Consider the following 11747-nt stretch of genomic DNA (forward strand, 5'->3'; position numbering starts at 1 on the left):
TTGGAGGAAGGAAAACCACGGGCGGCCCACGACTGCCACGACGAGCACCCGGCATTGCCACGGCATCAAGAACCGATGCAACGGCATGCAACGCCAAGCAACGCCACGGCATGCCGGCCGCCTGCTACTAGCAAGGGCCTAGCAAGGGGCTTGCACTGTGCTGGCACCGTGCGCAACCGTTGCGGAACCCATGGCGAACCCAACGCTAACCCATGGGTTTGACGCGTCAGTGACGCGTGACGACGCGTGGCGGTGAACGGACGGTGAGCGACCGTTTCCGTAACGTTACGCCCACCGCAGGAAATGCACCCCCACAGATTTATCGTGCTGGCACGTTAAACCCCCCTCAAAACCCCCCACCCGTCCCGAGCGGGTTTTTTTACGATCACCTATTGATTTCACATTGCGAAATGTGATAATAGGCACATTCCGCATTGTGAGATTTGCATTTCATGAAGTGGAATCTATCAACCCTTCTCTTTGCAAAGAAAGACACCACATGCAACTGCACGAAATCCGCGAAGCACGCGCCGCCAAGGTGGCCGAAGCCCGCTCCCTGCTGGCCAACGCCAACGGCCAGAACCTGACGCCCGAGCAGCAGACAGCCTTCGACAAGCTCAAGGGCGAAATCACCAGCCTGGAGCAGCAAGAGCAGCGCGCCCAGTTCATCGAGGACGCCGAGCGCCGCAGCGTGGGCCAACCGGTGGACAAGGCACAGCGCACGATGGAAAGCGCCGTCACGGTGCTGGACGCCATCCGCTGCCAGATCGAGAACCGCGCCGCCACTGGCGCATTGGCTGAGTTCCAAGCCGAGGCCAAGCGCCAGGGCATCGAAGCCCGTAACGGCGGCATCCTCGTGCCCACATCTATCTTTGAAAAGCGCGCCACGATGACGACGACCGGCGCCGCTGCCGTGGTGCCCGACGACTACCGCGCCGATCAATTCATCGGCCTGCTGCGCAACAGCATGATCGTGAAGAGCCTGGGCGCTCGCGTGCTGACCGGCCTGCGCGGTGACACCGTGATCCCGAAGGCGACCGGCGCGGCCACCGCCTACTGGGTGAACGAAGGCGACAGCCTGACCGAGAGCAACACCACGTACAGCTCCATCAAGCTGGAGCCCAAGACCGTGGGCGCGCTGACGGCCTTCTCGCGCCAACTGGCGTTGCAGTCCAACCCCTCGATTGAAGCCCTGCTGCGCGATGACATCGCCGCCGTGGTGGGCCTGGCCGTGGACAAGGCGCTGCTGCATGGCACCGCAGCCGCCAAGCAGCCAGTGGGCATCCTGAACGTGACCGGCATCCAAACCGCATCGCTGGCCACCCTGAGCTGGGCCGCCATCGTCGGCATGCTGGAAAAGCTGGGCCTGGAGAACATCACGGCCAATGCCATCGTGACCCATGCCAAGGCCGCGACGAAGCTGCAAACCACGCTCAAGGACGCCACTGCCGGTAGCGAGTACCTGATGCAAGGGGGCCGCGTGGCTGGCCTGCCTGCCTACGTCACCAACCAACTGGACGCCAAGACCGGCACGCCCAACACGGGCCGCGTGATCGCTGGCGACTTCTCGCAAATGGTGATCGGTGAGTGGGGCGCCACCGAAGTGCTGGCCAACCCCTACGCCGCTGGTTACTACGAAAAGGGCGACGTTCAACTGCGAATCATGCACAGCATGGATGCCGTGGTGCGCCATCCCAAGGCGTTCGTGGTGGCTGACGACCTGGGCCTGTAAGGAGGGTTGCGAATGTTGGAACTACGCGGACACGGCACGCTACAAGCGTCCGGCAAGACTCTGCACGGCTACGCCGCCGTGTTCAATTCCGAGGCCAACCTGGGCACATTCTCCGAGGTGATCCGCCCTGGCGCTTTCGCCAAATCGCTGGCGACGGGCTCCAACATTCGCGCCCTGTACCAACACGACGGCACAGCCCTGCTGGGCACCACCCGAGGGGGCACCTTGCAACTGCGCGAGGACGCCAAGGGCCTGGCCTTCACCCTGGCACTGCCCGACACCAGCCACGGGCGCGACCTGGCCATTCTGGTGGATCGTGGCGATGTGCAGGGATGTTCTTTTGGGTTCCGCGTGAACCCTGGTGGCGACCGCTGGGAGGAACGGGGCAGCACGATGGTGCGCGAGCTGCTGGACGTTGACCTGGCCGAAATCACCTTGACCAGCGACCCGGCCTATTCGGACACCACCGTGGCCATGCGCTCCAAGCCTGCCCAACTGCGCGTGCATAGCGACCCCAATTTCCTGTGGCTGGAGCTGTACTAATGAGCCTGGTTCAACGTGTCCTGTCTGCCGTGGGCCTGGAAAAGCGCTCGACCCTGGGCGTGAATGGCTGGCCCATTCCCTTGTCTGCCAGTGCTGTGACGCCTGCCAGTGCGCAAGGCGTGTCGGCTGTCTATGCCTGCGTGCAAGCCATCGCTGAGACAACCGCCAGCCTGCCGCTGATCCTGTTCAAGCGTACCGGCGACGACCGCGAGCGCGCCAGCGACCATCCGCTGTATCGGGTACTGCACGACATGGCGAACCCCGAGCAAACCGCCTTGGAGTTCCGCGAGTACATGCAAGCGTGTGTCCTGCTGCGCGGCAATGCCTTCGCCCGCATCGTCCGAGGGTATGACGGCCAGGTACGCGAGCTGTGGCCGCTCAACCCGGACACCGTGCAGGTTCGTCGCACCCCTTCGGGCCTGGTGTATGAGCACACGCAAGAAGGCGTATTGACCCGCCTGCTGGCCCATGAGGTGCTGCACCTGCGCCACCGCCTGGGGGATGATGGCGTGCTGGGCGTGTCTCCCATCACTGCTGCGCGTGGTGTGGTGGAACTGGCCTTGTCCGAGCAGGAACACGGGAAGAACACGTTCACCAACGGCGCCAAGCTGCTGGGCGTGCTCAAGTTCCCCGGCAAGCTCAAGCCAGAGCAGCGCCAGGCCATTGCCGCATCGTGGGCCAGCCAATATGCCGGTGGAGCCAATGCAGGCCGCACCGCGGTGCTGGATGAGGGCGTGGACTTCCAAGCCCTATCCATGAGCCTGGAGGATGCGCAGTGGATCGAGGCCCGCAAGTTCTCCGTGATCGAGGTGTGCCGCTTGTTCCGTGTGCCCCCCGTCATCGTGCAGAGCATGGAGGAAGCGAACTACTCCAACAGCGTCGAGCTGGCCCGACAGTTCATTACCTTGTCCCTGCGCCGTCATCTGGTGGCATGGGAGCAGGCCATCGCCAAGCAACTGCTGACCGAAGCCGGACGCCGCAGCTACTTTGCCGAACACCAGGTGGAGGGCCTGTTGCGTGGTGACAGCGCCAACCGTGCAGCGTTCTACAGCAGCGGCATTGCATCGGGCTGGATGCTCAAGAGCGAGGCCCGCAAGCTGGAGAACCTGCCCGCCATCGAGGGCATAGACGACGCGCCGCCCACTCAGATTTCAAATCCGATTGGGGCACCGCTGCCCTACCCGAGCAAGCAATGAGCACCGAGCGCACCTGGCCCTATCAACCCCCGAAGCGTTGGACGAAAGCCAACAACGGGCGAGTGCTGCCGCTCAACTCGGACGCCTGGAGGAAGCTGCGCCGCCGCGTGCTGGCCGAGCAGCCGCTTTGCCAGTACTGCCCGCCTGGTGCCGTGACGCCCGCGACCGAGGTCGACCACAAGAACAACGATCCCGCCGACAACAGCCGGGAGAACCTTGTCAGTACCTGCAAGCCCTGCCACAGCATTAAGACGATGGCCGACCTGTACGGCAGGCCTGCGCGCATGGGTTGCGATGAGCAGGGCAACCCGATCAACCCGGCGCACCACTGGAATCAGAAATCACCAGCGACTGAGGCCGCAACACCGACCGGTTCCCCTTCTTTTAACGCTGACTGCTTAAAAAATAGGCAACCATGAAGCTGACACCCAAGCGCAAACGCTCCGACAGCGCCGCAGCAGCAGTGCAGGCCCACCAGAACGCCGCACAAGGCCCTATCGAGCCGCCGCCGTACATCACCCTGCCTGCCGCTTGCCGTCCATTCTGGGATGCCATCGTGACCGCTCGCCCGCGTGACACATGGAACGATGCAGACCTGGCGAACGCTGCGAACCTCGCCCGCGTACAGCACGCCATTGAATCGGCTGTGATCGGCAGTGATGAGCATGCCAAGCTGACCCGCCTGTCCATGGCCCTGGCGCGTGCCGTGGCTGTGCATCCGACTGCGACTGTAGGCCGCGCTGCTGACCTGGTGAACGCCGCCACTGCCGAGCGTGAAGCCCGCCAGGATGACGGCGACGAGCTGATCCCCCGCCTGCGCGCCGTATGAGCCGAGCCGCCCGCATCATCGCCTTTATCGAGCGTTTCTGTGTGACGCCCGAGGGCGCGCATGTGGGCAAACCGCTGGTGCTGGCTGACTTCCAAAAGCAGTTCATCAAGGACGTTTACGACAACCCCGCAGGCACCCGCCGCGCCATCCTGAGCATTGCGCGCAAGAACGGCAAAAGCGGGCTGATTGCGGGCCTGCTGCTGGCCCATTTGGTGGGGCCCGAGGCCCAGCAGAACGCGCAAATCGTCAGCGGCGCCATGTCCCGCGACCAGGCCGCCCTGGTGTTCAATCTGGCCTGCAAGATGGTGCAGCAGTCCCCGAAGCTGTCTCCCCTGGTGAAGATCATTCCCAGTGGAAAGCGCCTGATCGGCCTGCCGCTCAACGTGGAGTACAAGGCCCTCGCCGCCGATGGCAAGACCGCGCACGGCCTGTCCCCGGTGTTGGCGATCTTGGATGAAATCGGCCAGGTGCGTGGCCCGCAAAGCGACTTCATCGACGCCATCACCACCAGCCAAGGTGCACATGAAAACCCGCTGCTGATCGCCATCTCGACGCAAGCCGCATCGGACGCTGACCTCCTGAGCCAGTGGATTGACGACGCCAAGCGCAGCGACGATCCCCGCATCGTGGCGCATGTATATGCAGCGCCCGAGGGTGCCGACTTGCTGGACGTGGAAGCCTGGAAGGCCGCCAATCCGGCATTGGGCCTGTTCCGCTCCGAAGATGACCTACGCGAGCAGATGACGCAGGCGCAGCGCATGCCGAGCATGGAAAACAGCGCCAGGAATCTGCTTCTCAACCAGCGAGTTTCGACTGAATCGCCTTTTGTCTCGCCGGACGTGTGGAAGGCTTGCGCGGGGGGTGTGTCCAATTTTGGGCAGTCCCCCGTATTCGCTGGCCTTGACCTATCTGCCCGAACCGACCTTACCGCCCTGGTGCTGATCTGCCAGGACGACGATGGCGTGTGGCAAGTGCAGTCCCATTTCTGGACGCCTGAGCAGGGCCTGCAAGACCGCGCCCGCCGTGACCGCGCACCCTATGACGTATGGGTGAAGCAAGGCTTTCTTCGCACCACGCCAGGCGCCACGGTTGACTATGCCCATGTGGCCGCCGACATGCTAGAGATTCTGGACGGCCTGGACGTGCAGGCAATTGCATTCGACCGCTGGCGCATCGGTGAGCTGCGCCGTGAGCTGGATCGGCTGGGCGCCGAGCTGCCGCTGGTAGAGCATGGCCAGGGGTTCCGCGATATGGCTGGTGCCCTCGACGCCCTGGAGGCCGAATTGCTTAACCAACGCATCAACCACGGCGGGCACCCCGTCCTGACCATGTGCGCAGCCAATGCCACGACCGTTCGTGATCCAGCAGGCAATCGCAAGCTCGACAAATCACGCGCCACGGGCCGCATCGACGGCATGCAGGCCCTTGCCATGGCTATGGGCGCCGCGAGCCGTGCCGAGGCCGCTGTCGCCTATGCGGGGGATGGTTTCTTGTTTGTTTAACCCTTGCCGGGGGGCCACGCAAGTGGAAGGCCGGACATGGATTAGCCGGTGAGGTGCCATGCATAGAAAAACCCCGGCAGCCAGTGAGCAAGACTTCACGGCATGGATGCAAAGGTGAGTGATTCTCTGATGCACCTGTGGCCCTGTCCCTTTCACTTGCGGCGCTGGCACCCCTTTTTCCAATCATTTGAAAGATTCAAATGCTGACCCTGCCCGAAGTGAAACTGCACTGCCGCATCGACACCAACGACGAGGACACGTTGCTGTCCGCCATGATCGAGGCCGCCGTGGCTTCGGTGGGCGACTACATCAACGCGCCCGAGCCGCTGGACGACACCGCGCCCGCTCCTGTGAAGGCCGCCTGCCTGCTGCTGGTGGGTGATCTCTATTCAAACCGGGAAGCCCTGGTGGAGCGCCCGCTGTCCAAGAACCCGACGTTTGAACGCCTGCTGAACCCGTACCGCGTGCAGGTGCTGTGATGCAGGCCGGGAAGCTCGACCAACGCGTGACGCTGTGGCGCCTGTCTGGAGGTGTTGACGACTGGGGAGCGCCGCTACCCGACGAGCTGGTGGCCGTGGGCACCGTGTGGGCCAACGTGCAGCCGCTCAAGGGCCGGGAGTACCTGGCAGCGATGGCCGCTCAATCCGAGGTGACCACGCGCATCACCATGCGCTACAGGCCAGGGGTGACGCCTGATCTCAAGGTGACGCATGAGGGCAAGCAGTACGAGATCGAGAGCGTGATCGACACCAACAGCCGAGGCGTGGAGCTGGTGCTAATGTGCCGGGGGTAGGGCGTGTGCACTGCGGCAGAAATCGGGAGCAAAAACCGACTGTCGTAGCCTAAATATTTCGCAATGTGAAAAACAGATGCACACGGATTGCACAGGCATACCCCGCTAACCCGCATGGATGTTGGTTTTTCCCGTCAGTCCATCATCGGTGCGACGGACATGCGCCAGGGACTGTGGGCGATGGAGGAGGGCATAGCGTGCACGGTGAAGAACGGGGCGGTCTGGGGGACAAGGGAGCGGGGCGGGGGCCAGTATTGTCCCAGGTCCGGCGCTGCGCCACAGTTGCAAGGGATTTAGGGTGTTTTCGGCCTCCAGCGCTTGTCCATCAAGCGCTGGCAGCTATTAATTCATGAGTGCAAGCGCGCCGCATCCCCAGGCCCTACACTTGCCGCCCGGCGCCGCGCCGGCACCTCGACCCTCTGCCCACCTTGCTGTCCTCGATCCTCGTTCCCCTGGTTCCCGTCATTCTGTGCATCGGCATCGGCTACTTCACCGCCCGCGTGGGCTGGGTGCGCGCCACGGCGGTGCCAGATCTGTCCAACATCGTGTTCCTGGTGCTCACGCCCGCGCTGCTGTTTCGCACCATGGGCCATGTGCGGCTCCAAGAGCTGGACTTTCAGCCCGTGCTGCTGTACTTCAGCGCGGCGGCGCTGCTGTTCGGGCTGACGCTGGCGTTCAGCCGGTTCTCCACGGCCGCGGCGGCGCGGGCGCTGGCGCACACCTTCAGCAATCTGGTGATGATCGGCGCGCCGCTCATGGGCCTGGTGTATGGGCCGCAGGGCCTGGTGACGCTGTTCACGCTGGTGTCCCTGCATTCGCTGGTGCTGCTGACGGCGGCCACCATGGTGTTCGAGCTGGCCGAGGCGCGCGAGCAGCAGCGCACCGGCAGCGCCGCGCCGCGCCCCGTGGCGCACACCGTGTGGCAGGCCGTGCGCAACAGCATCGTGCACCCGGTGCCGCTACCGATCCTGGCGGGCCTGCTGTTCGCGCAGACAGGCTGGAAGCTGCCCGAGATGCTGGACCGCCCGCTGCAGGTGCTGGCGGCGGCGCTGGGGCCCATGGCGCTGCTGCTGGTGGGTATAGCGCTGGCGCATACACGTATTGGCAGCCACTGGCGCGGCGCGTTGCGGGTGGCAGTGATCAAGAACCTGGCGCTGCCCGCCACGCTGGGGACGCTGGCGTGGGCGCTGGGGCTGTCAGGCCCGGCGATCGCGGTGATGTTCACCGCCGCGGCCATGCCGGTGGGCGCGAATGTGCTGTTGTTCACGCAGCGCTATGGCGTGATGCAGGAGGAGGTGTCCTCGGCCATCGCGCTGTCCACCGCACTGGCGCTGATCACGCTGCCGGTGGTGCTGGTGTTGGCGCAGTTCTTCATGCATTGAACGCGTTGAAGACGCGCGTGGAGCAGGGCGTCTTCCGGGCGCTTACGGCGCCAGCCGCTCGCGCTCCCACGCGCCGCCCTCCAGCCGGTAGCGCAACCGGTCGTGCAGGCGGCTCTTGCGGCCCTGCCAGAACTCCCACTGATCCGGCCGCAGGCGAAAGCCCCCCCAGTGCGGCGGGCGGGGCGGCTTGAGCAGGAACTGCGCGCCGTACTTGGCCGCGTTGGCCACCAGCACGCCGCGGCTGGGGATGACCTGGCTTTGCGGACTGGCCCAGGCGCCGATGCGCGAGTCCAGCGGGCGGCTGTGGAAGTAGGCGTCGCTCTCGGCCTCGCTCACCTTTTCCACCACGCCCTCGATGCGCACCACGCGCTCCAGTTCCACCCAATGGAACTGCAGCGCGGCATAGGGGTTGCCCGCGATCTGGCGGCCCTTGCGGCTGTCGTAGTTGGTGTACCAGACGATGCCCTGCGCGTCATATCCCTTGATGAGCACCACCCGGGTGCTGGGACGCAGGTCGCTGCCCACGGTGGCCACGGTCATGGCGTTGGGCTCGGGCGCCTGGGCAGCTATGGCTTCGCGCAGCCATTGGTCGAACTGCTGCAAGGGATCGGCGTGGGAGGCGTCCTCGCTGAGCTCGGCGCGCTCGTAGCTTTTGCGCAGGTCGGCGATGGAGGAGGAAAGAGGGCTGTGGCTCATGCGGGGATTGTGCCCGCAGGGCGCCCAGCCCTGCACGATCAGCGACCGGCGATCACCGCGCACGCCAGGCGCGCGCCCGCGTTGCCGGTGGGTTGGGTGACGTAATCGTCGGGGTTGGCATGCACGATCAGGCCGCGACCCACGATGTCGGTGGCGCCGGAGCCCACGCGAATGCTGCGCGACTCGAAGTTGAAGGTGGCCACGCCGCTGCCGTCCGCGCGCAGGCTGGGCAGGTCGCCGGTGTGGTGCGGTCCCTTGCCGTGCTGGCCGTGCGGTGTGCCCGTGGGATTGAAGTGGCCGCCCGCGCTGTTGCCGTCCCCGCTGGAGCAGTCGCCTTTTTCATGGATGTGAAAGCCGTGCTCCGCCCCCGGCTTGAGCCCGCTGACCGTGCCGCTGACGCGCACCGCATCACCGTTCTGCACGAAGCGCACCGTGCCCTGGGTGCTGTTGCCGCGCGTAGGCTCCAGCCGTGCGGTGGCCGAGGGCGCGCTGGACATGGATGCGCAGCCGGCGAGTGCGACGGCAGCCGCCAGGGCCGCGCCCGTGGGGAGGTAGCGAAGGGACATGCGATTTCTCCAGGAGGGTTGAAAACCGCCAAACTAACGCGGTTCGCGCGCCAACGCAATCAGACGCGAGAGCGCTCGGTCGTGGATGCCCATGCGCTGCAGCTCGGCGTGCGTGGCCTCGGCGTAGTCGCGCGTGGTGCCGTAGATGCCGCTGGCCTGCGCGAAGATGCGGCGGTATTCCTCGTCCGCCAGCACGCCCGTGTGGCTGGGGCTCTTGCGCGACAGCGTGAACGCCAGCGCGCGCACCGCACCTTGGGGCGTGCGGCAGTTGAGCCAGCGCGGGTCGTATACGCCCAGGACCATCTCGCGCTGCCACAGGTTGACCATGACCTGGCGCGCGTGGCTGTGGTCCACGCGGAACACCATGCCGCGGCAACTGCCGCCCGACAGCATGCCGAACACCAGGCCCGGGCATTCGGGCGTGCCGCGGTTCACGCGGCTCCACATCTTCAAAGCCCGGTGCCAGCCGTGCACCGTGGCCGCGCGCCGCTCGGCGTAGGCAAAGTCGGGCCGCCAGATCAGCGAGCCATAGCCAAAGATCCACAGGTCGTCCCGCCCGCCCCATTCATGCAGCGCGCGGTCGAGCATGGGGGCGGGGTCACGCAGGGGAGCGGCAAGCGGCGGCATGGCGAGACTCTACAATCGATGGGTTTTGTCCAACGCACCGATTATTCACGGGAGTTCTCAACATGTCCTTCAACAGCTCCGACGACGACAGCCAGCAACGCTTCGCACTCGGGTTCCTCTTTGCGCTGATCGCGCTGGTGGTCTCCACCGTCGTGGGCGTGGTGGTCTACAAGCGTGGCATTGCCCACGCCCCCAAGGCGCCGGCCGCCGCTGTGGTCCCTGCGGCTGAGGCAGCCGCGCCCGGCGTGGTGATCATGATCACCGAGGACGCCGCCAGCGTGGTGGTGGAGGGCGGTGTGGTGAAGTTCTTCTTCGCCACTGGCAAGGCCGAGCTGGCCCCGGGCGCCAACGAAGCGCTGGGCGACGTGGTCAAGGGCGTGGTGGACGGCGGCAAGACCGCCGTGGTGTCGGGCTTCCATGACGCCACGGGCGACGCGGCCGTGAACGCCGAGCTGGCCAAGCAGCGCGCGCTGGCCGTGCGCGACGCCCTGAAGGCCCTGGGTGTGGCCGAAGAGAAGGTGGAGCTGAAGAAGCCCGAAGCCACGCAGGGCAGCGGCAGCAATGCCGAGGCGCGCCGCGTGGAGGTGATTCTGGCTCCCTGAGCCTGGATGCGCCAAGCCTGCGAAAGCCCGGTAATGCCGGGCTTTTTTGTGTCTGGCGTGCTACATATTCAATAGCTGGTCGCGCTTGTTTGAAGAAGGATTCAGGTACTTTTTTGCCTTGAGTGCTTGATTTGCAAGCGCGAAAAGCTACCAAAGCTGTAGCGCACTGCGCTGCATCCTTGTTCACGTACTCTCGCGCACGATCAGCTCGTAGTCCAGCTGCACGCACTGCGGCTGGGCCAGCGTGCCGCGCATCAGGCCCAGCAGCATGTCGGCGCCGGCGCGGCCGACTTCGCTGCGCGGTGTGCGGATGGTGGTCAGCGGCGGCACCATCTGCGCGCTGCCGGCCAAGTCGTTGAATCCCGCGACGGCGATGCGCCCCGGCACGTCGATGCGCATGCGGTTGGCCGCCAGCAGCCCGCCCTGGGCAATGTCGTCGTTGCAAAAGAAAATGGCGTCCACGTCGGGCATGCGTTGCACCAGGTCCTCGAACAGCCGGGCGCCCAGGGCGATGGAAGAGCGCTCGGGGCTTAGCAACTCCAGGCGCGGGTCGTACAGGCCCGCTTCGCGCAGGGTGCGCCGGTACCCTTCAGCACGCTGCAGCACGCGCGGGTCCAGTTGCGCGGCGCAAAAGGCGATGCGCTTGCGCCCGCGTTCCAGGAGGTGGCGCGTGATGGTGGCGCCCGCGTCCTGCTGCGAAAAGCCCACGCAGGCCACACCAGGCGCGGCGCTGGTCTCCATGAGGTGCACGCAGGGCACGCCGCTGTGCACGATGAGCTGGCGTGCGGCCTCGCTGCGGTCGAACCCCGTCACCAGCAGGCCGGCGGGGCGGTGGGGCAGGTAGGTGCGCAGCAGCAACTCTTCCTCGGCGCTGTCGTAGTGGGTCACGCCGATGAGCGGCTGAAAGCCCTTGGGGAACAGCGTGCGGTGCACCGCCTCCAGCAGATCCACGAACAGCGCGTTGGACAGCAGCGGCACCAGCACCAGCACCTGCGTGCTGCGCTGCGACGCCAGCGCGCGCGCGGCCGGGTCGGGTACGTAGCCCAGCCGATCGGCCGCCTCGCGCACGCGTTCGGCCAACGCAGGGTCCACGGTGCGTTCGCCGCGCAGGGCACGCGACACGGTGATGGGACTCACGCCGGCGGCGCCTGCCACGTCGTTCAGGGTGATGCGGCCGCTGGAGCGGCGCGGTCGTCGGTTGGCGGTCAAGGGTTATTCCTAGGAATTCTGGCCAAAATTGTCCCTTAAGATAGCGCTATCTTTCATGGGGTTTTCGCGG

Annotated in this window: 14 protein-coding genes; 10 read left to right on the forward strand and 4 right to left on the reverse strand. The window is 65.5% G+C overall.

Annotation, left to right across the window (positions count from 1 at the left end):
• Window positions 1-499 precede the first annotated feature (499 nt).
• The 9 genes from K2L43_RS09390 to K2L43_RS09430 all read left to right on the forward strand — a co-directional run bounded on the left by K2L43_RS09390 (window position 500) and on the right by K2L43_RS09430 (window position 7977).
• Window positions 500-1732, forward strand: coding sequence for a phage major capsid protein (locus K2L43_RS09390; RefSeq protein WP_220638952.1), 1233 nt, complete (start codon window positions 500-502; stop codon window positions 1730-1732).
• Between the two features lie 12 nt (window positions 1733-1744).
• Complete coding sequence (locus K2L43_RS09395) at window positions 1745-2275, forward strand: HK97 family phage prohead protease (RefSeq protein WP_220637393.1); 531 nt, start codon at window positions 1745-1747, stop codon at window positions 2273-2275.
• The gene (locus K2L43_RS09400; RefSeq protein ID WP_220637394.1) at window positions 2275-3471 is read left to right on the forward strand and encodes a phage portal protein; all 1197 of its coding nucleotides are present in this window, start codon (window positions 2275-2277) and stop codon (window positions 3469-3471) included. The genes K2L43_RS09395 and K2L43_RS09400 overlap by 1 nt, the downstream gene beginning before the upstream one ends.
• Window positions 3468-3890 (forward strand): HNH endonuclease signature motif containing protein, encoded by a 423-nt coding sequence (locus K2L43_RS09405; protein WP_220637395.1) that lies wholly within the window; start codon window positions 3468-3470, stop codon window positions 3888-3890. Before K2L43_RS09400 ends, K2L43_RS09405 begins: the two co-directional genes overlap by 4 nt.
• The gene (locus tag K2L43_RS09410) at window positions 3887-4300 is read left to right on the forward strand and encodes a terminase (RefSeq protein ID WP_220637396.1); all 414 of its coding nucleotides are present in this window, start codon (window positions 3887-3889) and stop codon (window positions 4298-4300) included. Before K2L43_RS09405 ends, K2L43_RS09410 begins: the two co-directional genes overlap by 4 nt.
• Window positions 4297-5802 (forward strand): terminase large subunit, encoded by a 1506-nt coding sequence (locus tag K2L43_RS09415; protein WP_220637397.1) that lies wholly within the window; start codon window positions 4297-4299, stop codon window positions 5800-5802. The genes K2L43_RS09410 and K2L43_RS09415 overlap by 4 nt, the downstream gene beginning before the upstream one ends.
• 200 nt (window positions 5803-6002) lie before the next feature.
• A complete protein-coding gene (locus K2L43_RS09420; RefSeq protein ID WP_220637398.1) occupies window positions 6003-6281 on the forward strand; it encodes a head-tail connector protein in 279 nt (92 codons plus the stop codon).
• Entirely contained in the window at window positions 6281-6595 is a 315-nt protein-coding gene (locus K2L43_RS09425; RefSeq protein WP_220637399.1) for a phage head closure protein, read from the forward strand. Before K2L43_RS09420 ends, K2L43_RS09425 begins: the two co-directional genes overlap by 1 nt.
• 428 nt (window positions 6596-7023) lie before the next feature.
• Entirely contained in the window at window positions 7024-7977 is a 954-nt protein-coding gene (locus tag K2L43_RS09430) for an AEC family transporter (RefSeq protein WP_220637400.1), read from the forward strand.
• A 42-nt stretch (window positions 7978-8019) separates the two neighbouring features.
• Here the strand turns inward: K2L43_RS09430 and pdxH are convergent, their stop codons facing one another.
• The 3 genes from pdxH to K2L43_RS09445 are packed head-to-tail and all read right to left on the reverse strand — an operon-like array spanning window position 8020 to window position 9866.
• Complete coding sequence (gene pdxH / locus K2L43_RS09435) at window positions 8020-8673, reverse strand: pyridoxamine 5'-phosphate oxidase (protein ID WP_220637401.1); 654 nt, start codon at window positions 8671-8673, stop codon at window positions 8020-8022.
• A 38-nt stretch (window positions 8674-8711) separates the two neighbouring features.
• Window positions 8712-9239: a superoxide dismutase family protein gene (locus K2L43_RS09440; RefSeq protein ID WP_220637402.1), complete on the reverse strand. Its 528-nt coding sequence runs from the start codon at window positions 9237-9239 to the stop codon at window positions 8712-8714.
• 33 nt (window positions 9240-9272) lie between these two features.
• Complete coding sequence (locus K2L43_RS09445) at window positions 9273-9866, reverse strand: gamma-glutamylcyclotransferase (RefSeq protein WP_015913401.1); 594 nt, start codon at window positions 9864-9866, stop codon at window positions 9273-9275.
• Window positions 9867-9928: 62 nt separating this feature from the next.
• Between K2L43_RS09445 and K2L43_RS09450 the strand changes: the two genes are divergently transcribed.
• Window positions 9929-10468, forward strand: coding sequence for an OmpA family protein (locus K2L43_RS09450; RefSeq protein ID WP_103737687.1), 540 nt, complete (start codon window positions 9929-9931; stop codon window positions 10466-10468).
• A gap of 183 nt (window positions 10469-10651) precedes the next feature.
• On the opposite strand, the gene K2L43_RS09455 is transcribed toward K2L43_RS09450, so the two are convergent.
• Window positions 10652-11677 carry a LacI family DNA-binding transcriptional regulator gene (locus K2L43_RS09455; RefSeq protein ID WP_015913399.1) on the reverse strand — a complete coding sequence of 342 codons (1026 nt, stop codon included), beginning with the start codon at window positions 11675-11677 and terminating at the stop codon, window positions 10652-10654.
• Window positions 11678-11747 lie beyond the last annotated feature (70 nt).

Origin of the sequence: Diaphorobacter sp. MNS-0, assembly GCF_019602835.1 — a bacterium.
Taxonomy (GTDB): domain Bacteria; phylum Pseudomonadota; class Gammaproteobacteria; order Burkholderiales; family Burkholderiaceae_C; genus Diaphorobacter; species Diaphorobacter nitroreducens.